Here is a 24,294-nt window from a genome sequence, read left to right as displayed (position 1 = left end):
GTTTGGTTTGTAAAAGGTAAGTTTGGTTTGTAAAAGGGGCAAGAGGCGGTTGTATCTTCATTCCCCTCCTTCGGGGAAGGAGGGGTGGCTGAAAGCCGGGGTGGTAGGTGGATGCACAATGCTGATAATAATAGACTTACGCATTCACCTACCACCTCCCCCTACGGGTACTCCTCCTTCCCGAAGGAGGAGAATTGAGTTACTACCGACTTTTCACGGTTACTTTAGTTCAAAGTGAATCTTGCTGTTTTCACATCCCGGCTGTTGGTACCGATCATCACTTCGAAATCTCCCGGCTCCGCTACCAGTTGCAGGTCATAATTGTAATATCGCAACATTTCCGGAGCAATCTTGAAACGGACAATCTTCATTTCACCCGGTTCGAGAAATATCTTCTGAAAACCTTTCAGCTCTTTCACCGGACGGGTACTGCTACCGACGACGTCGCGGATATAAAGCTGCACTACCTCCGAACCGGGCCATGTGCCCGTGTTGGTGACTGTCACTGCTGCGGTCAGCGAGCCGTTCATGTCCATGCTGGAATGGCTCAAGTCGATATCGCTGTAAGAGAAAGTGGTATAAGAAAGTCCGTAACCGAACGGATAGAGTGGCTCGTTATCCACATCGAGATAGTTGCTGCGGAACTTCTCGAACCATTTACCCTGTCCCAACGGGCGTCCGGTGTTCTTATGTGCATAATAAAGAGGGATCTGTCCGACGTTCTTCGGGAAAGTCATCGTCAGTTTGCCGCCCGGGTTGACATAACCGAAGAGGGCGTCACCGATAGCGTAGGCCGCTTCGCTGCCTCCGAACCATACATTCAGAATAGCGGGCACGTGTTCCTGTTCCCAGTTTAGCGTAAGCGGACGACCGGTGAATAACACCAGTACTACCGGCTTTCCGGTTTTCAGTAATTCTTTCAACAGGTTTTGTTGTACGTCGGGGAGGTTCAGGTTGGTGCGGCTGCTGCTTTCCCCGCTCATTTCTGACGATTCGCCCAAGGCTGCGATGATGATGTCCGAGCGGCGGGCTACATTCAAGGCTTCGTCCAGCAATTGCTGGTCGGTCCGGTTGTCGCGGTTCAGTGAACGGCCGAACATGGTGGCGCGTTCTTCGTAGGCGGCGTCACTAATCAGGTTGCTGCCTTTGGCATACATGATATTCGCTTTTCCGGCTGTCATCTCTTTCAAGCCTTCCACCAGTGATGGGCAACGGTCGAGCACGGCGGCTACGCTCCATGTTCCGGGCATATTGGCACGGCTGTTGGCTAGCGGGCCTATCACGGCGATGTTGCCTTTAGGATTAAAAGGCAGCAGAGGGTTGCCGTTCGGATTTCCGTCGGGGCTGTCGTTCTTGAGCAGGACGAAACTTTCTGCCGCAATTCTGCGGGCAGCGTCGCGGTGTGCCTTCGTAAAGATGTCACGTGCCGGACGTTTCGGGTCGCAATATTTATACGGGTTGTCGAACAACCCCAGTTTGTATTTCGCTACCAGGATGCGGCGGCAGGCGGTGTTCAATGTTTCCATAGAAACCTTGCCTTCCTGAATGGATTTTTTCAGAGTACCTACAAAACCTTCGCTGACCATATCCATATCCACTCCGGCGTTGATGGCACGTGCCGTTACCGTCTGGAGGTCGCCGATGCCGTGGTCTATCATTTCGGAAATACCGGTATAGTCGGTGACTACAAATCCGTTGAATCCCCACTGACCGCGCAGGATGTCCGTCATTAACCATTTGTTGGCAGTGGCCGGAATGCCGTCCACCTCGTTGAATGATGCCATGACACTGCCTACGCCTGCTTCAACGGCGGCTTCGTAAGGCAGCATATAGTCGTTGAACATCCGTTGGCGGCTCATGTCCACCGTATTGTAGTCACGTCCGGCTTCACTTGCTCCGTACAGGGCGAAGTGCTTTACGCAAGCCATGATTTCGTCATTGCGTTTCATATCTTTGCCCTGATAGCCGCGCACCATGGCTTCGGCAATCATAGCTCCCAGAAACGGGTCTTCACCGTTACCTTCGGATACACGTCCCCAACGCGGGTCGCGCGAAATATCCACCATTGGGCTGAACGTCCATGAGATACCGTCGGCGCTGGCTTCTACGGCTGCAATGCGGGCGGATTCTTCGATAGCCGCCATATCCCATGTACAGGAAAGTCCGAGAGGGATAGGGAACATCGTTTCGTATCCATGGATCACGTCCATGCCGAACAACAACGGAATGCCGAGGCGTGACTCTTCCACAGCCTGTTTCTGTACCTCACGTATTTTCTCCACCCCTTTCAGGTTGAACAGTCCTCCCACTTCGCCTTTCTTGATTTTGCCGGCGATGTCGCTGCTCTTGGCTTGTCCGGTAGTAATCTCTCCCGTGACGGGAAGGTTCAACTGACCGATCTTTTCTTCGGTGGTCATTTTTTTCATCAATGCGTCGATGAAACGATCCATGTCTTGTGGCGACTTCTGAGCGGATGCGGTCAGGAGTCCTGTCGCAAAGAACAGGATTAATAAACTTAGTTTCTTGTATATCATATTATTATATTCTATTTTGTTTTATTGGTAATCGGGATTTTGCACCAGTACCCCTTTGGACTTGTCTATTTCAGTCTGAGGCAATGGAAGTAAAGCGTTCTTGTCCTGATAATTCTTGCCGGCAGCTTGCAATACTTCTTTTGCAATGCCCCAGCGGACGAGGTCGTAGAAACGGTCGAACTCAAGTCCCAGTTCCACACGGCGTTCGTGGCGGATAGCTTCACGCAGTTCTCCCTGGTCGGTAGTGGTCACTTTGGGAAGAATGTTGGTGTTGGTGCCTCTGGCACGTGCACGTACTTGTTCCAGGTAGTCGATTGCCTCACCGGAGATACCCTTCTCGTTGGCGGATTCGGCTCCCATGAGCAAGACATCTGCATAACGGATCAGGCGGATGTTCACCCAATATCCTTTATTGGTATATTCTTTACGCAGGGCAGGGTCGGTATAGGCTTTCTTGTTGAAGTAAGCACCTATTGCCGGAGAGACGGGAGATTCGCCGTAAGGCTCATTGGTATTTTCCGGAGTAATCGGTTCGCTGTCCGATCTGCGGAAGTAAAGCAGGGTGGCGTTCTTGCGCGGGTCGCCCGGTTCGTAGGCTTGCGCCATAAGTTCGGTTGCCATGTGCCAACCCCAGCCCAAGTCCCATTGATCCGCTCCGCGCACACCTTGCACTTCGCAGAATTGGCTGCCGATAATATCGCTTTGAGGAAGGGCGGCAGTAGCGGTACATTGCAGTTCGAAGATAGAACCGCCGCTATTTTCGCCATCGTCGGTGAAGATTTCATTATACGGAGTTCTCAGGTTGTAGAGCCCTTTCTTGATGACATCGGTGGAGGCAGTGTACATATTGTTCCAGTCGTTACGCATCATATATGTACGTGCGTGCAAAGAACGGGCGGCTCCCCATGTCAGTCGTCCCAAGTACTCGGTACTCCATGTTTCCGGCAGTGACTCCTCGGCGGTTTTCAGGTCGGCATCAATCTGCTCGTAGATTTTATCGACGGTGGTTTTCGGAATGTTGGCTTCCGAAGCGTCGTTGATCTTGTAAGTCACCAGAGGGACTTCGCCGAATGCCCTTACCAGGTTGAAGTAGCAATAGGCACGGAAGAAAGAGGCTTCACCTTTGTTGATGATGTCTTCGGCTTCGGTCTGTCCGGCAGTTTCTTTCTCGGCAATGGCGTCGAGGATGTCGTTACACTGATAGATAACGGCGTAGTTCTTTCCCCAATAAGCACCTAGCAGACCATTGGAGGCCGTGTATTTGAAGTCGTCATACATCTCGGCTACATCCGACCCGTCACTGGCAATACTACCCTTTTCTTCGTCTTCGGAACGGAGACAGTGGATAGCGAGGGCGGTAGTGCCTGCAGTGATATCGTAGCTACGCATCATCGTGTAGACATTGTAGATTTTACCGTTGACCAACGCATTGGGATTATCGTCTTCTGTAAACTGTCCTTGCGGACTGCGGTCCAGAAAGTCACTGCAACTGCCCAAAGTGAGTGCGGCCGCAGCAATAAAGGTTGAAAATATATATTTATCTAGTTTCATACAATTATAGTTTTAAAGATTAAAGTTGCTGAAGTTTCGCAAGGGGCCTGCATGGTTTCTCCTCTTTCGCCCCTACGCTACTATCTTGCCATTAGAATGTCAGGTTGATACCGAACGTATAGACTGCCGGTACGGGATAGCTTCCGTTGTCTACGCCGAATGCGGTGGCGGTTCCTCCCAGTTCCGGAGTATATCCGGTGTTATGCTTCCATGTTTTCAAGTTTTGTATGTTGACATACACTTTCAGGGCTTGCAGGCGGATTTTGGCAAGCAGGCTCTTGTCGAATGCATAGGCAAGTTGTACGTTACGGATACGGAAGAAGTTGCCGCTTTCGATGTAATAATCCGAATTCAGGTAGTTGATAGAGTGCTTGGAGTTCAGCAACGGTTGGGTATTGGAAGTACCTTCCCCGTGCCAACGGTCCAGCCGTTGTTCGAGGTAGTTGAACTGGGCGAAGTTATAGTTATCCCACGTGCGGAATATCTTGTTACCGCCTTGTCCCATCATGTCGATCCCCAACGACCAGTTCTTGTAGTTCACTCCGAGGGAGAAACCGTAAGTTACTTTCGGGGTTGGATTACCTATCATGGTACGGTCTTCCGGAGTAATTTCTCCGTTTCCGTCGACATCTGCGAATTTCAAGTCACCGGGGGTGACGGTGGCGAGCGTGTTCTTGGGCGATGCGTCTATGTCGGCTTGCGACTGATAAACGCCTTCTACCTTATAACCGTAGAAGTAACCGATCGGATAGCCTGCCATTGTATAACTTTGCTGCTTGTCTCCGGCGATGATAGAGTATCCTTCCTGAACCAGACTCTTCACTTCATTTTTGATGGTGGTCAGGTTGGCACTGACAGAATATCCCCATTCGCCGATTTGGTCGCGCCAGGTCACAGCCATTTCTACTCCTTTATTCTGAATCTGTCCCAAGTTACCTATCCCCGGAATTGTTCCGGAAATACCGGGAACTTCGGCCAGCAGGTCTTTCGTATTCTTCATATAATAAACACCTTCAAAATGCAGTCGGTTGCGGAGAAGATTCGTTTCAAATCCGGCTTCCCAAGCTTCCACTTTTTCCCAACGGAGATTCGGATTGGGCAGATAGGCAAGCTGATAGCCCGGATAGATGATAGACGGTTTGCCGAATACGGCGGAATAAGCGTTGCTCAGTAACGGCTCGGCAGGGTAGGCTTTATCTAGGTTTTGATTACCCAGCGTACCGTAAGAAGCCTTGATTTTCAACATATCGAGCCATTTGATATCTTTCATGAATTCTTCTTCGGACATCAGCCAGCCGCCTCCCAGAGAGAAGAAGTTCTGCCATTCGTTGCCCGTATAAGAGAAAGGGGAAGAACCGTCGCGACGGAACGAACCGTTGAACAGGTATTTGCCTTTATAGTTGTAGATAACACGTGCAAGCATGGACAGTGTGCTGCGTTCCCACTGCGTGCTTCCATTAGTGGCAGTGGCTGCATCACCGATACTCACGAACCATTTGTCCGGATCGTTGGGAATCACCAGACCTACACCTTGTTTGCGTGCTCCGTCCAGGCGGCTCAGGGAATTGTAATAAGTCGTGAAACCTGCAGTAGCAGTCAGGTTATGGTTGCCATTGTCGAAGCTGTTCGTATATGTCAACACATAGTCACTCTGTACTTTCGTTTCATTTTCCTTGAACTGGCTGACCTCGGTTTTGCCTGTTCCCAAGGTGGCTATATTCCCGCTGACAGTGGGGTCGTACACTTTGACGATAGGCTGGTATGTCCGTCCGTTATTGGAAGCATAGTCCATAGAGAACATCGCTTTGAAGTTGAAATGTTTCAGGAAGTCCACTTCACCGTAGATATTACCGGACGCCCGGTAGTTCTCGGCTTTGGTGGTGTTTGCTCTCAGACTGACGTCTACCATTGGATTGTTGATCTGTGCTTTCTGAAATTCCGGCAGTGCACTGTATAGTCCGTATTCATCATTATATACCGGAGCGATCGGGGTGGCACGGAGGGCATTCAGTACTTGTTTGGAGTCGGCGGGAAGCATACGTGCCCCGTTGAACTGGAAGCCGACTTTCAGATAATCCGTAATCTTGTAATCGTTACTTGCATTAATCGTCACTTTGCTGAATTTCTCATGTTCGATGTTGCCCTGTTCATACGAGTAACCTACGCCCAGATAGAAACTATGTTTGGGCGAAGCTCCCGTAATGCTTATATTATTGTTGGTGATAAAAGCTGTCTGGAAGATTTCATCCTGCCAGTCGGTATTTGCATTCCAGCCGGTGAAGTCGAACGGGGCGTCTTCCTGATTGGCGAGCTGCTCGCTGTATAACTCACGGAATTGCGATCCGTTTACCAGCTTCACCTTATCTACTACTTTCTTGAAGCCGAAGGAGGTGTTTATATTTACCAGTGTTTGTCCTTCTTTGGCTTTTTTGGTGGTGATGATAATCACACCGTTAGCACCACGGACACCGAAGATCGCCAGTGAAGACGGGTCTTTCAGAATCTCCATGGATTCGATATCCTCCGGGTTGAGGAAGTTGATGTTATCGTTGAATAGTCCGTCAACGATATACAAAGGTTTATATCCGTTGATAGAGTTTGTACCGCGAATACGAATTTCCGGGTCGGAGCCGGCACGTCCGGAGTTTACGATTTGCACGCCGGCCACTTTTCCCTGTAAGGAAGAAAGCGGGTTCATGGCAGGTTTGTTGGCAAGTTCTTCTCCTTTGATGTTGGTGATAGAACCTGTCAGGTCCCTTTTCTTAGCACTACCATATCCGATAACTACCGTTTCGGCTAGCACTTGCGAATCTTCTTTCAGGGTGACGTTGATAACGGTCTGCGCACCGACCTTGACGCTCTGCGAGGTCATTCCCACATAGGAAAATGCCAGTACGTCGTCCGGGGTGACAGAGATTGAATACTTACCGTCCATGTCTGTAATGTTTCCGGTGGAAGTTCCTTGTACGAGCACCGATGCGCCTATTAGTGGTTCATTGGCAGCGTCTGTTACCGTACCCGTCACCGTCTTTGTTTGTGCAAAGGCAGATGCAGAGGTAAGCAATAAGCAAGTGAGCGCCACTATGCTCTTAAACCAAGTGGTTTTCTTCTGAAGATGTTGTAAAAGTCTAGTCCTCATTGCATTAAATTTTTCCATTTGTTACTATTTAGGTTGAAGTCTTTTTCTGCCGCTATTTGGCGAAAGTAACAAAGTGAACAAACGAAAGGCAAAAAAGATTTTGGAAAATACAGGAATGTCCGATTTTAACACAAAAGGAACCGATGTGAAATAGCAATAGTGACCTTAAAACATTTCTTCCGCTGTCTCTATGCAGTGGAAGACATCTTCTTTGTTGCCGTTGAAAGGACCGGATTTCTCGATTTTCAGTGTCGACATCGCAGCGGCGAAACGCCCCGCCTCCTCAATGCCGGTTCCGGATACCCGTTGATACAGATAGCCGATTGTATATGTATCGCCGCAGCCTGTCGCGTCCACCACTTGCGCAGGCTTATAAGCCGGGATACGGAAAAAGTCCGTCCCGTTGAAAATAAGTGAGCCCATGCTTCCCAATGTAACTAACACTTCTTTTACTCCCCATTCATGCAACCGCCGGGCGGCTTCGTGAGGATCGGAAAGTCCGGTCAGCACTTCCATTTCGTGTTCGTTGACTTTCAGGAAATGGATATATCGTAAGGCTTCCCGCTTGTCGGTCCAGTCTGTCGGATATACATGAGTGTCACGTACTTCACGCAGGTAACCTTGTGAGTCTACTGCAATCAATCCTTTTAGGGAAAGCTCCTTGATTACTTCCAGTGAGAAGTCGTCGGCCAGCAGGGAGCCGAGGTGGTAAATCTCCGCGTCTATCTCACGGAGTTGGGAAGCGGTGAAAGGATCAGCTTTTGCCAGTACACGTTGGGTACGGTCATCGGGATTGGTCCCGTAGATGTTCTCGAAATATACGGAATGCCGGCTGGGCAATGCAGTGACGTCAATGCCGACCTTACGCAGCTGTTTTACAACGTTCATTTCTGTTGCACCAACTGCCGTGACCAGTGTATAGTCGATATCATTGAAATGACGAATGGCGTGTGAACAGTAAAAAGCGGTTCCTCCCGGCATATAAACAGTGCTTTGAGGGGTAACTACTTTATCTAATGTGATGTGACCAATACAGCAAAGTTGATGTTTCTTCATATTGTAAGCAATTAAAAAGCCTCCAAGAATGTATCTTGAAGGCTTTCTAGTTTATTTTGGTGCGGATGATAGGACTCGAACCTACACGCCTCACGGCACCAGATCCTAAGTCTGGCGCGGCTACCAATTACGCCACATCCGCAGGTAGCTTTTTTGTTTAGCGGTGCAAAGATAGGAAGATTTTCTGATTTGACAAATTATTCGGCAATAAAGTTATTCGCTTAGTATCTCAAATGCCTTTTCTATCAGTGTATCTTTGTTCTCAAGTTGGTCTTCCTTAGACATATTGATAGCAACATCCGGTGCGATACCTTCTTCCAACGGCTGTTTGTTCTTATCGAAATGCGGGCTGGCGGAGAAGCGGATGCTCCAACCGTTCGGCAGTTCGGACGAGAACGGAAGACCGGAACCACCTCCGGTCCGGTCGCCCAACTGGATAATTTCTGTATCTTCTATGCTGCGCATCGCATTGACAAAATCGTTTGTTGCGCTGTAACAACGACGGTTGGTTAATATCACTACCTTTTTCTGCCACCGGATACTGTTGGACGGTTCCAGATAAATCGGTTCCATTTGGGAGAAATCATTATGTCCCGGTCCGGTCTTGTGCTGAATGTATCCGGTCAGCGTCTTTTGGTTGGTGAACCGGGCGGCGATACGGGTGGAGTTTGTCAAGTTTCCCCCTCCGTTGTCGCGTACATCAATGATTAATCCGTTGCAAGGTGACAGGTAGAGAAGAACCTCATCCAGATTACCGTTTCCTACCCCTGCACTGAAACTCTCATAACGGATATATCCTATATTATTGTCGAATATCTTATATTTCAGTCCGGCTGCTGTGTAGTAACCGCTGCTGGCACTGCCCAGATAGGTCTGGTAAAGAATGTCTTCCCGGTAATTCCAATCATACCCCTGATACCACTCATCATAGAAAGAAGTGCGTTTGGCGGAAGAAAGATTGACGTGCCCGTCTTTCAGGGTATATAACATCTGACTCAGAAGGTCAAACAAATCATCGTTGGACATGGTCGGTACCACCAGTTTTCGGTATTTTTCGTGTACGGCATCCCAGTCAATGCCTTTTGCCTCCAGAAAACAATACTGTTCGTCAATGATCTTCCATAGTTGCTCGAAGTTGCCTACGGGATCATTGGCGTACTCTTCTTCCCTGATGCAACCGGTCAGCGCCGGCAGGCAGCAGATTAGTAAAAGTAATTGTATAATCTTATTTTTCATTCTTCTTATCTATCGCTCTTTGAAATTTCAACATTAAATCTTTCGTTCTCTTAGTAGGCCCTTACCGATGAAGGCAGAGGGGCTGTTCCTTTTTTATTTCGGATTCGGTATAGGTCTTTCACAAATCCTACCATGAATACATGAGAGTAGGTATGTGTTTTGATATTGTTTACTTTGTATTGTTGCAAATCAGCCAGATAGCTGAAACGCATCTTGGTATATCCTATCGGCAGGTCAATCGAGAGCATTTGCCGGAGGGAAGGCTGGTTGTGCAAAGAAGTGAATTTAATCACTCCGCCGGCATTGCCCAATGAGAAAATCTCGTAATAAGACTGCCCGTAGTGCGGTGAGAACAAAACTCCCATGACAGGAAGGTTCACTTGATAGCGCAACACCATTGGATAGCGTTTGATTTTGAGATGCCAGATAGCCATTCCTGAAGCGTCCAGATTGACGTATGCCCTTGCGGAAGCCGGATTGTTCGTGTTACGGAGATTGTAGACAAAGCCGCCGTTGGCGTCTATCAGTCCTCCGGCCAGTAATTTAAAGTTCTCCGTCAGACGGAACTGGTAATGCAGGCCGTAATTCCAGTTGACTAATCCGGAGAATGTATTGTTGTTGTCGGCACGGTTATGCGTATAGCCGATATCTGCCTGAAAGAAATTCTGTACGGAAACATTGCCGTCGAACAACTTTGTCATACGGATTGTTTCGCGGGAAATGCGGAAGTCGATTCCCTTATATTCCTGTGGTGACAGGTAGGTGTCGAACACATTGGTAAAACCGATGCCGTACATGGTGGCACGTGTTACATAACGATGAGCCTGCAGGGAATCAATCTGTGCCTGTAATTTTGTGCAAAGGGCGAACAGGATGCATCCTGTCAGCCCCAAGTATATTAGTTTTTTCTTCATCAGAATAATTTCATCTGCCCGGTGATTTCATCAATAATATCCCCTTCGCTTTTGTCACTGTCCGGATCTAGATTTTCGGGTTCTTCACTTGCCTCTTCCTGCGGTTCCTGTTCCGGTTCGGGGAAGCGGGTCGGTTCGAGCTCGTTAATCGTCTCCACTGTGTAAGTGGTGATACGTTTACCTTTAGCTTTGAATCCCTTGACAGCAATAAACTCGTCCGCATCGATTTCCAATGGTTCTCGGAAACTGTCGTGTCCGCCGAATATCACTTCCAGGCGGGGATAAAACTCGTCGGTCAGCAGGATGAGGCGGTTATTCTTGTTTTCGCCCAGATAGTTCTGCTTACGGTTGGAACCTTCGAAGCAGAAACGTTTCAGGTACGGGTAATTCTGCTGGTCGGCATCATATAGCGCGGCAGTCCATACCTTGTTGGAGTCGAATTTCTCGACAATACTTACGTTGTCTTCGTAGTGATTGCTCAGGTCGAAGTTGCTGGTGTAAAAGTCACCGTTGTTCAGCACAACGAGTATGGTGTCGTCGCTCTGGAACTCGCCCAGGTATTCGCCGCGTCCGTCATAATTGAGACGGAGGATATCACGGTCAAACCATACCTTACGTCCGCCGAGTGTGGAACCGCCTTTCTGTTTCAAGGCTATCTTGTGTACCGGCAGGCGGGTCAGGATAACTCCCTGTGCTTGTCGTCCCTTGATACTGATCTCACTAAAGTCACGCTCGAAGATAATACGCCGCACACGCGGATTCGGTTTTAAAGTCACCTTGATGATTTCGGCTTCCCCGTTCGGATTGGCACTGAAATAAGTGATACGTGAATCCGGTGTCCCTTGCGTGACGTCATATTCGCGGTCGCGGACAACGGAAGTGACTGCAAAACGCTTGATATAGGTTGTGCCTTCCTTGCCGTCGCGGTAGGTGACATTATAGATTGTACGTTTGTCATTCTTCTTGAAGACATTGACATAAAGTATGTTCTTGCCTACAAATTTCTTGTCGGCTACCGGAGTGACGATATATTTCCCGTCGCGGAAGAAGACAATTACGTCGTCGATATCCGAGCAGTTGGCTACGAACTCGTCCTTCTTCAAGGCTGTTCCGATAAATCCTTCTTCGCGGTTGATGTAAAGTTTTTCGTTGGCTTCCACCACTTTGGCGGCTTCGATCGTGTCGAAGTTACGCAGTTCGGTACGACGAGGGAAGTTCTTGCCGTATTTGTTCTTCAACATCTGATACCAGTTGACGGTATAGTCGACGATGTGCGCCAGGTGGTCGTCAATTTCGGCAATATCCTCTTTCATCCGGGCAATGAGTTCGTCCGCTTTGTCCGAGTTGAACTTCAGGATACGTCCCATTTTGATTTCCATTAGTTTGAGGATATCCTCCTTGGTCACCTCACGGATAAAGCTCGGATAGAACGGGGTCAGCCGTTCGTCGATGTGTTCGCAGGCAGCGTCCATATCTTTGGACTGCTCGAACTCTTTGTCTTTATAGATACGTTCTTCGATAAATATCTTTTCGAGGGAAGCGAAATGCAGTGCTTCCAGGATTTCCCCTTTCTTGATTTCCAGTTCCTGCTTCAGCAAATCCAGCGTGTTGTCTGCCGACTTTTTCAGGACTTTGCTGACGGTGAGGAAATGAGGTTTGCTGTCGTCAATCACGCAGCAGTTGGGAGAGATGCTCACTTCGCAGTCGGTGAAAGCGTATAGTGCATCAATCGTTTTGTCCGACGAAGTGCCGGGGGCGAGGTGTACCAGTATTTCTACGTTGGCAGCCGTATTGTCATCCACCTTGCGGATTTTGATTTTTCCCTTGTCAACAGCTTTCAGGATAGAGTCGATTACGGATGAAGTGGTTTTTCCGTAAGGGATTTCCGTGATAGCAAGGGTTTTGTTGTCCAGCTTGTTGATTTTCGCACGTACTTTTACGGCTCCGCCACGTTCGCCGTCGTTGTATTTGGCTACGTCGATAGAACCACCCGTCTGGAAATCGGGATATAGTTGGAACTCTTCTCCACGGAGGTAGTTGATAGAGGCATCGCAAAGTTCGTTGAAGTTGTGCGGCAGTATCTTGGAAGAAAGCCCGACGGCGATACCTTCCACTCCTTGCGCCAGCAATAACGGGAATTTCACAGGGAGAGTGACCGGTTCCTTGTTTCGTCCGTCATAAGACAATTTCCATTCGGTAGTCTTGGGATTGAAGACAACATCCAGTGCAAACTTGGAAAGGCGTGCCTCGATATAACGGGGGGCGGCAGCACCATCTCCCGTAAGGATATTACCCCAGTTACCCTGACAGTCGATTAGTAAATCTTTCTGTCCGAGTTGCACCAGAGCGTCACCGATAGAAGCGTCACCGTGAGGGTGGAACTGCATCGTGTGTCCCACAATATTTGCCACTTTGTTATATCGCCCGTCGTCCAGACGTTTCATAGAATGCAGGATACGGCGTTGCACAGGTTTCAAACCGTCGTTGATATGGGGTACGGCACGTTCCAGAATAACGTATGAGGCGTAGTCCAGAAACCAATTCTGATACATGCCTGTTAACTGGTGTTTTACGTTTTCGTCCCGTGCGTCCGCCGGTTTGTAGTCTGAATGTTCTTCCGGTATCTCGTTAATTTCGTCACTCATAAATCAATCTTCACTTTGCTTTTACAACAAATAATCTTCCTGAACATCAAAAAAGGGGATGTCCACGCAAAAATACGAAATAAATTCATATGAGGACGAAAAGAACTCACGTTTTTTATGATACTGACAGCTTCATTAATCTTTTAGCAGGCACCGGATTTGCTTTCTGAACATACAGGTTAATGGGATAAAGAGTCATATTCTTGATTTATTTGACCGGTTGGCGGAGTTGACTTTGTGTATATTTAATTCTGCCGATAGACTTTTTTAGTAGAAATGTGTTCAAATCCTCCATAAAATGTGCTTATTTTGTTCATGTAGATTGAAAACCGTACTTTTTTACAATATTTGTGTGTATATAAATTATGCACCTCCTGTATTTTTGCTTATGTTTGAATTTATCTATATAATATATTGAGTTATATGAAACACCTTAAAAAACACATCCTGGTGATATTGTGTGCATTACAAGTACAATATTCTCTTGCATTGAATCTTCAAAAAGATTGGTTGATTGACGGATCATCCTATCAAGCCAAAGTGACAACTACCGATAAAGAATTGTGCCTTAGTAACGGGCTACTCTCACGTACATTCATATTATCTCCTAATGTCGCAACGATTGCATTTGACAATTTGATGAATGGCAATGCGGAGCTGCGTGCTATCCGTCCGGAAGCTGTATTGACCATTAATGGTATGGAATATCCGGTAGGAGGGCTTTATAAACAACCGGTTCAAAATTTTCTGAATAACGATTTTATTGAGGATATGATAAGTTGCGACACTGCATTCACGTATGTGAGCCATACAGTGGGAGAAACGATCGAACGTTTTCCCTATCGTCCCAAACAAGAATGGTTGTCGAACAAAAATCCATGGCCGGCTCCCGGCAAGCGGATTGTTTTTATATATAAAGCTGCCCCACGTGCACCGGAAATGATACGGAATGTGACGGTAAAAGTGATCTATGAGCTATATGATGGGGCTCCTATCCTGTCAAAACAGATAGAAGTTGAAAATCAAGGAAAATCTTCGATTGTTCTGAATTCTTTTAAATCTGAAATACTGGCTTTAACGGAAACAGCTCCCAAAGTGCACTATGGTGAACCGCATGAAATACGTATGTTGGCTCAGGAACCGGGTACTTACACTCGTAATTATCGGAAATCTCCTGCACAGACTGACGCGCCTCGTGAATATATAGATCGCTTTACACAGCTCTTTGTAGTGACTGATTATGCCATGGGAGGTGATATGGAAGCGATGAAAGACAATCCGGCAGTCCGTTGGGTGTTCGACCATCCGGAATATGAAGCTACCGGAATACGGTATTACGGACAGTACAAACCGGCGCGTTTAGAAGTATGCCCGCCTATTGGTCCTGATTATGAAATAACTCCGGGAATGACTTTCCGTTCATGCACAGCTTTTGAAATGCTGAGAGATGCCACTGATAATGAACGCCGCGGGTTAGCGGAATGCCGTTTTTGGAGAATGATGGCACCCTGGACTCAAGAGAATCCTATTTTTATGCACGTTCGCCGCTCGGATGAAGCTTCTGTTAAGGCCGCCATAGACCAATGTGCCGCTGTTGGTTTTGAAATGGTAATAATGACTTTTGGCAGCGGGTTTAATATAGAAAACAATTCTCCGGAATATATGGAAATGATGAAACGGCTGAATGCTTATGCTCACTCTAAAGGTATAGCACTCGGCGGATATTCGCTATTGGCAAGCAGAGGCGCCAAGACGGAAGATGCCGCTATCAGTAGAAAGACAGGAAAACCTGCTACAACACGGGAAGAGGGAAGCCGCTTTGGAAAATCTCCTTGTCTTGCTTCTTCATGGGGAGATACTTACTTTGGCAAGTTACGCTCATTCTTTACGCAGACGGGTATGGGGGTATTTGAGAATGACGGTTCTTATCCCGGAGATCCTTGTGCTTCGACACAACACAAACATCATCGCGGCTATTTGGATTCCCAATGGAAGCAATGGGAGGTGATACGGCACTTTTATCGTTGGTGTCGTGAACAGGGCATATATTTGAATGTTCCCGATTGGTATTTTCTCAATGGCTCCAACAAAACCCCAATGGGATATGTAGAAACAAACTGGTCGTTGCCCCGTGCATATCAGGAAATTATTGAACGCCAAAACATATATGATGGAACTTGGCAGAAAACTCCGACTATGGGCTTTATGTTTGTTCCTCTTACACAATATCATGGAGGCGGGGAAGCTGCGACTATTGAGCCTCTTTGCGAACATTTGGAGCATTACCAGATTCGTTTGCAGAATCTATTCGGGGCGGGAGTCCAGGCATGTTTTCGAGGTCCCCGACTGTATGATACGGAGGATACTCGCAAAATGGTAAGTCATTGGGTCGCTTTTTATAAGAAATATCGTCGTATTCTAGATTCTGATATTGTTCATTTACGTCGCCCTGATGGCAGAGACTGGGATGGTATCCTGCATGTTAATCCTGACATTCAACAGAAAGGCTTTCTGGCTGTGTATAACCCTCTTTTAACTGACATCGAACGCACTATTCGGGTACCATTATACTATACCGGTTTGCATGATAAAGTTCGGGTAAAAGAACAGGATGGCAAAGCCCGGACCTATACTGTTGACAGAGACTATTCTATTTCGTTGAAAATTAGAATACCCGCAAAAGGATTTAATTGGTATATCTTTGAATAAAGACATTTATAAATGATATGCATAACTTTTTAAAGATTCATTCTTTCATTATTTAACTCTGCCAATAACAGATTTACTTGACAACGTCTTATTTATATTGTATATTTGTAATCGACTATTGTCTTTTAGCTAAAAACCGGAATAAATGAAAAAAAGAATTGCTTTTTGCTATCATAGAGGATCTTCTTGTACCTTGGAATGGTACTATAATTTGACGACATAGACGTTTGGTGTCTATGGAAATAGACTCACAAAAACGATTTGGGGAATAAAGGCTGTGGATTTATTATAAATTCGCAGCCTTTATTGTTGCATAATATTGATATATTCGCTTTGGAAGGGCGTGCGAAAGTTTATAATAAACTAGGGTGACGTTTATAATAAACGATTCATTTATTTATTAGAAAAGGTTTAATCGATTATGAATAAAGAGTAAACACTTTTTGATTTATTTGAAACGCATTCATTGAAATGTTTTAATTTCAACTATTAATGTGATAAACTATAATAACATATTCCGACTTTATATTTTTGAACAAAAAAGAGGAGGCTTATCTTCTTTTCTCGTTTCCCGTTTCGGCGAAGAAGTTCAGGAATAAGATAAATTAATACCCTACCTGTCTTATTTATGAGATAAATCCCTATCTTTGTGGCACTTTTTACGAAAAAAGCAAAATCAAATTAATAGATATAGAAAAGAAAATGGCACAAGAAGACGTTTTTAAGAAACTAGTATCGCACTGTAAAGAGTACGGTTTCGTATTTCCTTCAAGCGATATCTACGACGGACTGGGCGCTGTGTATGACTACGGTCAAATGGGCGTTGAATTGAAGAATAATATCAAGAAATACTGGTGGGACAGCATGGTGCTGTTGCACGAAAACATTGTCGGGATCGACTCTGCCATATTTATGCATCCTACTATCTGGAAGGCTTCCGGACACGTTGATGCATTCAATGACCCATTGATTGACAACAAAGATTCCAAGAAACGCTATCGTGCCGACGTACTGATTGAAGATCAGTTGGCTAAATATGACGATAAAATCAATAAGGAAGTAGCGAAAGCTGCCAAAAGATTCGGAGAAAGCTTTGATGAGGCTCAATTCCGTTCTACCAACGGACGTGTGTTGGAACATCAGGCAAAACGTGATGCTCTTCATACCCGTTTCGCAAAAGCACTGAACGACAATAATCTGGAGGAACTTCGTCAGATTATTATTGATGAAGAAATCGTATGCCCGATTTCAGGAACTAAGAACTGGACAGAGGTTCGTCAATTCAATCTGATGTTCTCTACCGAAATGGGTTCTACTGCCGACGGTTCTATGAAGATTTACCTTCGTCCGGAAACGGCACAAGGTATTTTCGTAAACTATCTGAATGTGCAGAAAACAGGTCGTATGAAAGTTCCTTTCGGTATTGCACAGATCGGTAAGGCTTTCCGTAACGAGATCGTTGCCCGTCAGTTCATCTTCCGTATGCGTGAGTTCGAACAAATGGAAATGCAGTTCTTCGTAAAACCGGGAACGGAACTTGACTGGTTCAAGAAATGGAAAGAAATCCGTCTGAAATGGCATAAGGCGCTGGGCTTCGGCGATGCAAGCTATCGTTATCATGATCACGATAAATTGGCGCATTATGCAAATGCTGCAACTGACATCGAATTCCTGATGCCGTTTGGCTTCAAAGAGGTAGAAGGTATCCACTCCCGTACCAACTTCGACTTGTCACAACATGAGAAGTTCTCCGGAAAGAGCATTAAATACTTCGACCCTGAACTGAACGAATCATATACTCCGTATGTAATTGAAACTTCTATCGGTGTAGACCGTATGTTCCTTAGCATTATGAGCGCCGCTTATTGCGAAGAACAACTGGAAAATGGTGAAAGCCGTGTTGTTTTGAAATTGCCTGCTGCTTTGGCTCCGGTGAAACTGGCGGTTATGCCGTTGGTGAAGAAAGACGGTCTGCCTGAAAAAGCGCGTGAAATCATCGATGACCTGAAGTTCCATTTCCATTGCCAATATGACGAAAAAGATAGCATCGGCAAGCGTTACCGCCGTCAGGATGCAATCGGTACCCCGTACTGTGTAACAGTCGATCATCAGACATTGGAAGATAACTGTGTGACATTGCGTAACCGCGATACCATGCAGCAAGAACGTGTGGCTATCTCTGAACTGAATAATATCATTGCAGACAGAGTAAGTATCACTTCTCTATTGAAAACTTTACAATAAACCTTTGACGAATGAGTAAAAAGATCTATTTATTTTCTTTAGTATTGCTGGCTCTGACGTTTACTGCTTGTAGTGAAACAGAGGAGGCGGGTCGCTATGATAATTGGCAGGCACGTAGTGAGGCATTCATTGATTCTATTGCAAATGTATATAACAGCGCCGAGAATAAGGCTTTGCCGGATAACGACCCGGAAAAACTTCATGCTTACAAAGATCCGACTAATAATCAAATGTTGTACGTTAAGAAGATTAGTAAGGATGAAAATAGCAGTCAGAAAAAACCACTATATACTTCTACGGTAAGTGCATATTATCGTATGACTTATTTTAACGGAGATGTGGTGCAGCAGAACTTTAATGGGATTAAACCTAGCAACTACGATTCACCATCCAAATTTTCTTTGGACGGGGTAATTACAGGTTGGTCATATACATTGATGCATATGACAGAAGGTGAATTATGGACTTTGTATATTCCTTATCAGAGTGGATATGGCTCCGGTACTAGCGAAGACGGTTCTTTACAACCTTATTCGGCATTAGTCTATAACGTAAAGTTAGATAAGATTGTAGAATTATAATCTTATATAGTATAATAAAGATAAACAGGTGTTGCGTCTATTATGAAGTGCACCCCAAAAGTTTTTTGTCTAACTTTTGGGGTGCACTTCACTTTTCGGACCCCCTCTTTCTTCATCAATTTACAAAACAGAGAGCATGGTACAGTTTATTCCTGTCCCTCTCCTAAAATTCGGTATAGGTTAATTAGACTTTGTATTTCGGTGAAATGATTGGCTGTTTGCGTCAATTACTTTCTTTACCGAACCATGAAGCAATAATAACTTTTGGGCATGATCGTGGTCTAATCCTAATTCCTCCATAATCATCCGTGTTCCTCTTTCCACTAACTTTTGATTGCTCAATTGCATGTTCACCATTTTGTTTCCTTTCACCCGTCCGAGTTGGATCATCACAGAAGTGCTGATCATGTTTAGAATCATTTTTTGCCCGGTGCCGGATTTCATCCGGGAACTGCCTGTGACATATTCCGGTCCGACGATCATTTCAATGGCAACATCTGCTTCTGCTGCCATAGGAGAATCGGGATTACTAGTGATGCAACCAGTCAGGATCCCCTGTTTGCGTGCTTCGTGTAAAGCTCCTATTACATAAGGAGTAGTACCGGAAGCGGCAATGCCGATAACGGTATCCTTATTGTTGATGTGATGTTCGGTCAGTTCTTCCCAACCACGGTTTGTGTCATCTTCGGCGCCCTCTACGGGATTGCGCAAGGCCGTATCACCTCCTGCTATCAGTCCGATAATCCAATTGGGAGACATTCCGAAGGTAGGGGGAACCTCCGAAGCGTCCAATACTCCTAAACGGCCGCTTGTCCCTGCCCCCATATAGAAGATACGTCCGCCTTGTCTCATGCGGGGGACAATCAGGTTGACAAGGTGCTCAATCTGCGGAATTGCTTTCTGTACGGCTGATGCTACCTTTTGATCTTCACGATTGATGTCTTCCAGTATTTCCCGTACGGATTTCTTTTCCAGGTGATCGTAAAGCGATGGTTGTTCGGTTATCTGCATAATACAAATTGCTGTTTACCAATTAATTGTAGATAGAGAAATTATTTTTGATGATATTGGATTAATCCTTCCATTGGACTTTGGAGGATTTTACCGACTTGAATCCCTGTTTGCTGTGCTGCCTCTTGTAATATATCCTTATAACAATGTGCAACAGAACCGATGAAATGTGCCGGATATTGCTTGTAATCATATTGCATTACATTTCTGCGAAGGAAAGCAATGAAGCTATTGAGCACGAGTGTGCGGATAGCAGGTTCGTCCAGGTGTTGAGTCAGGAAAGGAGAGAGGCTTGCCAAAAAACGGTTCGGGAAAGGCTGACGGTAAACCCGGTCGATGATTTCGGGGACTGTCAGGTCGAATTGCTTTAAAAAAGCCTCTTTTATGGTTGACGGAAGCTGGTTTTTCAGTACATCGCCTACCAGCAGTTTACCTAATACTGCGCCGCTTCCTTCGTCACCCAGAATAAATCCAAGAGGTGAAATGTTACTTATAATCTCTTCGCCATTGTAAAAGCAGGAGTTGGAACCCGTGCCGAGGATACAGGCAATGCCTGCTTCGTGTCCACATAGTCCGCGGGCGGCGGCAAGCATATCCGAATTGGCTTTTATATTTCCTATGACGGGCAGGCTGTCGGCAATTGCCCGTCGGAGGACGGGAGCTTTTTCGGGCGTACATCCTGCACCGTAGAAATAAACGGAGTTTATCGTCCCTTCCGGTAACTGTGGCAGGAGAGAGGCAGTTAACTCTTGTTGGATTTCCTCTTCCGATTGGAAGAAAGGGTTTATCCCTTTCGTTCCAATTCGTTTAATCAGGGTGCCGTTGAATACGATGCACCAATCGGTTTTGGTAGAACCGCTATCTGCAATAAGTATCATATCTTAATGTATATTTTCTTTTTATATAATATATAGCCTATTGCCCAGTTGAGAAGGACAAATAGAATGGCATAAGCAAGGGAACCGCTTTCATTACCGAAAACGGGCTGAAGGACACCGGCATAAAAGACTTGCTGCAAGGAAGTGTTTTCTCCCTGATATGTGACGGTAATGACACCTAGCAGGATAGCGAGAACATCTGCCAGTACATAGATAAAGAGCGGATTTACTCCGAAGGATTCGAAGAAACGGCTCCATTTCTTGTATCCTTTTATGTCGATAATCCAGACGAGTAAAGCCAGAAAACTGGAACCTAATCCGCAAGTGACCAGAACAAAAGTCGGCGACCATATCTTTTTGTTCAACGGACATCCATAGCTAAGCAGGAAACCTGCAAAAGTGAGAATCGTACCGATAAGAAAGAGACGTTCCAATTTTTCGCGGATATCTTTCACTTCCATTAGTAGTTTGCCGACACAAAAGCCTATCAGTACGTGTGCAATAGAAGGGATAGTGCTTAGAAGTCCTTCCGGGTCGATGTGATTGTCCTGATACATGTGTGCATCTCCCAGGATGCTACGGTCTACAATGGAAAGAATGTTCGTTTCGTTGTAGGCAAAGCCGTTGCCGGTGATGAGGAGTATGAAGTAACCCACTAATAAGGCGACGATCAGATAAGGGATATACTTGTGTTTAATAAGCAAGGCAATTAATGCGGATGCTCCGTAGCAAAGGGCAAGCCGTTGCATCACTCCCAGAACCCGGATTTGGGCAAAGGGAAGCGGGTCGTGATAGTAGCAAAGCAAGGCAAACCAGTTGATGGCTATCCCGATAAGGAAAATGACAATCGTTCTTTTGATAATTTTCAGGGCAGCGGGGGTACTGAACGTGAAGTTATACTTTCTGAGTGAAATGTAAGTAGAGATTCCCATGATAAACATAAAGAAAGGAAAAATCAGATCTGTGGGGGTGAGACCGTTCCATTGAGCATGTTTAAGAGGGGAATATACATATCCCCATGAACCCGGATTATTCACCAGAATCATTCCTGCGATAGTAATGCCTCGCATTACATCAAGTGCCAACAGACGTTTGTTACTTGTTACATTCATGACTGTTACTTGTTAATGTGTTAAGTTATTAAGTAAATTGTTTATTGTTTCTTACCGAAAGAATCATCCAGCCGATTGCGAATCATCAATGAGGCTATAATGCCGGGTATGGTGCAAATACAGACCCAGATAAAGAAACTGGTATATCCGATGTGTTCCTGTATCCAGCCTGCGGGCATTCCCGGAATCATCATGCCCAATGCCATAAATCCGGTTCCGATAGCATAATGAGCAGTCTTGTGCTCGCCTTCCGCAATATAAATCAGATAAAGCATATAGGCAGTGAAACCAAAACCGTAGCCTAGCTGCTCAATGGCGACACAAATAGATATTAGAATGAGGTTATCTGGGGTTGCTGCTGCCAACCAGATATATAACAGGTCGGGGAGATTAATCGCTAATGCCATGGGTAATATCCATTTTTTGAATCCGTCTTGGGAAACGAGCAAACCGCTGATGATTCCACCGAATAAGAGAGCTGCAACGCCTATGGTACCATAAATCATTCCGACTGTTGTTGTAGATAGAGCCAATCCTCCTTTTTCGATACTATCCAGAAGGAAAGGTGAGGCGATTTTGGCTAATTGAGATTCGCCCAGTCGGTAGGTGAGCAGGAAAAAGAACATAAGACCTATATGTTTCTTCTGGAAAAAAGAGACAAAGGTTTTAAAGAAGTCTTCTAGCAGTTTGCTGGGTGTCAGGCCTTCCCGTTTGACGTCGGAATCGGGATAAGGGAGCATGAAACGATGATAGATAGTGAGTGCCAAAAATAGTCCTGCCATAAGATAGAAAGTAATGCTCCATGCCAGAGGTACATTATTTTGTAATGTTTCCAGCCAACCCGCCAACATCACAAGAACTCCTTGACCGAAAATACTGGCAAACCGGTAGAACGTATTCCGAAGACCTACAAAGAAGGATTGTTCCTTGTTATTGAGTCCGAGCATATAAAAACCGTCTGCTGCAATGTCATGAGTGGCGGAACTGAATGCCAGCAGCCAGAAAAAAGCCAGGGTGAATTGTACGTAGTGTGTTGTCGGGATGAAAAAGGCAATACCGGCAAATCCGGCTGAGATAAATCCTTGCATGGCAATAATCCAGGCTCGTTTCGTTTTAATCAGATCAACGAACGGGCTCCATAAGGGCTTGATAGTCCACGGCAGGTAAAGCCAGGAGGTGTAAAGAGCTATTTCTGTATTCGATAACCCCAGACGTTTATACATGATGACAGCGATTGTCATTACTGCTACATAGGGAAGTCCTTCTGCAAAGTAGAGGGTTGGAATCCAGCTCCAAGGATCTCTTTTCAGGGTTGGCGTTGTCATGGTATTCATTGGGTTCTATTTATATTGTTGCTCAATCGCACTACCGGGGTAGTAGTGGGATAGTATTTCTTTGTATTTATAGCCTTGTTCCCCCATTACGGCGGCACCGATCTGGCAAAGTCCCACGCCATGTCCCCAGCCGGATCCCGTGAGGATAAACCGGGAAGGGATTTCTTTTTCATCTTCTTTGTATTCTTTGTCCACAACGAAAGCGGAGCTATATAAGTGGGAAGATGATAGGGTACGACGGATCTCCAACTCTTTGCCGATGGTGAGAGTGCGTAACGTTCCTACTATTTTCAATCGGACCAGCCGTCCTGAAGTTCCCCGTTCGACCGGAATCAAATCAATGATTTTTCCGAACTCGATTCCTGAACGTTTATGAATCAGTTCCGAGAGTTCTTGTTGGGAGTAGCAGACTCTCCAACGGTAAAAGTCTGTTGTGTCCTGGTCATAATTATTCAATACCTGACTCAACACTTGTTTGTTATGGGTGTTGCAAAAGGCCGCAGGAGAAGTACGTATCCATTTATCGGCTTCCGCTTCTTTTGTCAGGTCGGGAAGTCGCGTTTCTGTTTTACTATCCCGTTGCCCGATAAGATAGGGATGCTTTACATTCTCCCAGCAGTTCTGGAATTCTTCGAAAGCGCCACCGCAACATTTAGAGAAACGAGCGTCACAAATCTCTCCTTCATACATAAGTACTTCACCCCGTGTAGCAAAAACAGCTTCAATTGCCTGTGGAGTTGAGGCGCGTGTAATGCCTTGATAACGCTGGCAATGGTCATCGGCACATACATCAAAGTTTTTGTGGGCTTCATGGTCGTACCATTTAATAAGTTGAGAGGGGAGAGTTGAAAGTTCAAAGTTGGCTGTGTTGTCTGGGTGCATAATAACTTTCAATTTCCCATTTGCAACTTTCAACTTATTAAGCAGCCAGCTTCGGGAAATAACGGCATGTGCTTTTAATAGCTCCAAAGAAGCTGTTGCACTCATCTCTGATGAAATCACGCTGGTGAGATAATCTTCAATAGGAATTATATTGATAGCAGTCAGTCTGTCATCTTCAACAATAATCTTCAGTTCACCTTTGAATCTTTGAACTTCTTTACGTTCCCAATGGAAGTTGATGCCTATGGTTACGTCTTGCAGTTCAAAGAAAGAAGAAGTATCTTGTTGGGGAGTGAAGGAGAGTTCGTCATATTCTTTCTCCTGCCAACAGATTTTTCCTTTCCGATAGACAGCCTGTTGTATTCCGCAGATTGCTATTCCGTCAGAAGATATAAATTCTTTCGGGAAAGAGAATCCAATCTCTTTCCCGGAAAGAATACCGACTGTAATGACAGGCTCCTGCATAAA

General features: G+C 45.7%; 15 protein-coding genes and 1 tRNA gene. 3 read left to right on the top strand and 13 right to left on the bottom strand.

Annotated elements, in window-relative coordinates; translation table 11 throughout:
- Positions 1 to 224 precede the first annotated feature (224 nt).
- The 8 genes from bglX to BHV72_RS15260 form a co-directional block, all read right to left on the bottom strand.
- The gene (gene bglX / locus BHV72_RS15295) at positions 225 to 2,534 is read right to left on the bottom strand and encodes a beta-glucosidase BglX (protein WP_055170115.1); all 2,310 of its coding nucleotides are present in this window, start codon (positions 2,532 to 2,534) and stop codon (positions 225 to 227) included.
- 21 nt (positions 2,535 to 2,555) lie between these two features.
- Positions 2,556 to 4,085, bottom strand: a complete 1,530-nt coding sequence (locus BHV72_RS15290; RefSeq protein WP_005679333.1) for a RagB/SusD family nutrient uptake outer membrane protein — start codon at positions 4,083 to 4,085, stop codon at positions 2,556 to 2,558.
- Between the two features lie 91 nt (positions 4,086 to 4,176).
- The gene (locus BHV72_RS15285) at positions 4,177 to 7,242 is read right to left on the bottom strand and encodes a SusC/RagA family TonB-linked outer membrane protein (protein ID WP_286856460.1); all 3,066 of its coding nucleotides are present in this window, start codon (positions 7,240 to 7,242) and stop codon (positions 4,177 to 4,179) included.
- Positions 7,243 to 7,389: 147 nt separating this feature from the next.
- Positions 7,390 to 8,280: a carbohydrate kinase family protein gene (locus BHV72_RS15280; protein WP_055170117.1), complete on the bottom strand. Its 891-nt coding sequence runs from the start codon at positions 8,278 to 8,280 to the stop codon at positions 7,390 to 7,392.
- Positions 8,281 to 8,337: 57 nt separating this feature from the next.
- A tRNA-Leu gene (locus BHV72_RS15275) sits at positions 8,338 to 8,422 on the bottom strand.
- A gap of 71 nt (positions 8,423 to 8,493) precedes the next feature.
- Complete coding sequence (locus BHV72_RS15270; protein ID WP_022042801.1) at positions 8,494 to 9,516, bottom strand: S41 family peptidase; 1,023 nt, start codon at positions 9,514 to 9,516, stop codon at positions 8,494 to 8,496.
- 50 nt (positions 9,517 to 9,566) lie between these two features.
- Positions 9,567 to 10,430, bottom strand: coding sequence for a DUF3316 domain-containing protein (locus tag BHV72_RS15265; protein ID WP_122140668.1), 864 nt, complete (start codon positions 10,428 to 10,430; stop codon positions 9,567 to 9,569).
- On the bottom strand, positions 10,430 to 13,075 hold the full coding sequence (locus BHV72_RS15260) for a DNA gyrase/topoisomerase IV subunit A (RefSeq protein ID WP_005678912.1): 2,646 nt from the start codon (positions 13,073 to 13,075) through the stop codon (positions 10,430 to 10,432). Before BHV72_RS15260 ends, BHV72_RS15265 begins: the two co-directional genes overlap by 1 nt.
- A 423-nt stretch (positions 13,076 to 13,498) precedes the next feature.
- On the opposite strand from BHV72_RS15260, the gene BHV72_RS15255 reads away from it, so the two are divergent.
- The 3 genes from BHV72_RS15255 to bamJ all read left to right on the top strand — a co-directional run bounded on the left by BHV72_RS15255 (position 13,499) and on the right by bamJ (position 18,609).
- A complete protein-coding gene (locus BHV72_RS15255) occupies positions 13,499 to 15,784 on the top strand; it encodes a hypothetical protein (protein ID WP_195414393.1) in 2,286 nt (761 codons plus the stop codon).
- Positions 15,785 to 16,486: 702 nt separating this feature from the next.
- Positions 16,487 to 18,028 carry a glycine--tRNA ligase gene (locus tag BHV72_RS15250; protein ID WP_005678917.1) on the top strand — a complete coding sequence of 514 codons (1,542 nt, stop codon included), beginning with the start codon at positions 16,487 to 16,489 and terminating at the stop codon, positions 18,026 to 18,028.
- Positions 18,029 to 18,039: 11 nt separating this feature from the next.
- Positions 18,040 to 18,609 (top strand): BamJ family beta-barrel-assembly machinery protein, encoded by a 570-nt coding sequence (gene bamJ, locus BHV72_RS15245; protein WP_005678918.1) that lies wholly within the window; start codon positions 18,040 to 18,042, stop codon positions 18,607 to 18,609.
- A gap of 180 nt (positions 18,610 to 18,789) precedes the next feature.
- Here the strand turns inward: bamJ and murQ are convergent, their stop codons facing one another.
- Genes murQ through BHV72_RS15220 form a run of 5 tightly spaced genes read right to left on the bottom strand, consistent with a single transcriptional unit; the run spans position 18,790 to position 24,291 of the window.
- Positions 18,790 to 19,620 (bottom strand): N-acetylmuramic acid 6-phosphate etherase, encoded by an 831-nt coding sequence (murQ, locus tag BHV72_RS15240; RefSeq protein WP_005678919.1) that lies wholly within the window; start codon positions 19,618 to 19,620, stop codon positions 18,790 to 18,792.
- Positions 19,621 to 19,661: 41 nt separating this feature from the next.
- Complete coding sequence (locus BHV72_RS15235) at positions 19,662 to 20,498, bottom strand: ATPase (protein WP_286856454.1); 837 nt, start codon at positions 20,496 to 20,498, stop codon at positions 19,662 to 19,664.
- Positions 20,495 to 21,610: an acyltransferase family protein gene (locus BHV72_RS15230; protein WP_055170121.1), complete on the bottom strand. Its 1,116-nt coding sequence runs from the start codon at positions 21,608 to 21,610 to the stop codon at positions 20,495 to 20,497. The genes BHV72_RS15235 and BHV72_RS15230 overlap by 4 nt, the downstream gene beginning before the upstream one ends.
- Before the next feature lie 41 nt (positions 21,611 to 21,651).
- The gene (locus BHV72_RS15225) at positions 21,652 to 22,935 is read right to left on the bottom strand and encodes an MFS transporter (RefSeq protein ID WP_055170224.1); all 1,284 of its coding nucleotides are present in this window, start codon (positions 22,933 to 22,935) and stop codon (positions 21,652 to 21,654) included.
- 15 nt (positions 22,936 to 22,950) lie between these two features.
- Entirely contained in the window at positions 22,951 to 24,291 is a 1,341-nt protein-coding gene (locus BHV72_RS15220) for a SpoIID/LytB domain-containing protein (protein ID WP_286856451.1), read from the bottom strand.
- Positions 24,292 to 24,294 lie beyond the last annotated feature (3 nt).

The organism is Bacteroides sp. 43_46, from assembly GCF_001915455.1.
GTDB classification, from domain to species: Bacteria; Bacteroidota; Bacteroidia; order Bacteroidales; family Bacteroidaceae; genus Bacteroides; species Bacteroides caccae.
The sequence above is the reverse complement of the archived record's forward strand: the minus strand, read 5'-3'. Positions and strand labels throughout refer to the sequence as shown.

Bases quoted from the DNA above. Each gene is read 5' to 3' on its own strand.
- BHV72_RS15225 (WP_055170224.1), bottom strand. From the start codon at position 22,935: ATGACAACGCCAACCCTGAAAAGAGATCCTTGGAGCTGGATTCCAACC.
- BHV72_RS15220 (WP_286856451.1), bottom strand. From the start codon at position 24,291: ATGCAGGAGCCTGTCATTACAGTCGGTATTCTTTCCGGGAAAGAGATT.
- BHV72_RS15290 (WP_005679333.1), bottom strand. From the start codon at position 4,085: ATGAAACTAGATAAATATATATTTTCAACCTTTATTGCTGCGGCCGCA.
- BHV72_RS15285 (WP_286856460.1), bottom strand. From the start codon at position 7,242: ATGGAAAAATTTAATGCAATGAGGACTAGACTTTTACAACATCTTCAG.
- murQ (WP_005678919.1), bottom strand. From the start codon at position 19,620: ATGCAGATAACCGAACAACCATCGCTTTACGATCACCTGGAAAAGAAA.
- BHV72_RS15255 (WP_195414393.1), top strand. From the start codon at position 13,499: ATGAAACACCTTAAAAAACACATCCTGGTGATATTGTGTGCATTACAA.
- BHV72_RS15235 (WP_286856454.1), bottom strand. From the start codon at position 20,498: ATGATACTTATTGCAGATAGCGGTTCTACCAAAACCGATTGGTGCATC.
- BHV72_RS15270 (WP_022042801.1), bottom strand. From the start codon at position 9,516: ATGAAAAATAAGATTATACAATTACTTTTACTAATCTGCTGCCTGCCG.
- BHV72_RS15230 (WP_055170121.1), bottom strand. From the start codon at position 21,610: ATGAATGTAACAAGTAACAAACGTCTGTTGGCACTTGATGTAATGCGA.
- BHV72_RS15265 (WP_122140668.1), bottom strand. From the start codon at position 10,430: ATGAAGAAAAAACTAATATACTTGGGGCTGACAGGATGCATCCTGTTC.
- BHV72_RS15250 (WP_005678917.1), top strand. From the start codon at position 16,487: ATGGCACAAGAAGACGTTTTTAAGAAACTAGTATCGCACTGTAAAGAG.
- bglX (WP_055170115.1), bottom strand. From the start codon at position 2,534: ATGATATACAAGAAACTAAGTTTATTAATCCTGTTCTTTGCGACAGGA.
- BHV72_RS15280 (WP_055170117.1), bottom strand. From the start codon at position 8,280: ATGAAGAAACATCAACTTTGCTGTATTGGTCACATCACATTAGATAAA.
- BHV72_RS15260 (WP_005678912.1), bottom strand. From the start codon at position 13,075: ATGAGTGACGAAATTAACGAGATACCGGAAGAACATTCAGACTACAAA.
- bamJ (WP_005678918.1), top strand. From the start codon at position 18,040: ATGAGTAAAAAGATCTATTTATTTTCTTTAGTATTGCTGGCTCTGACG.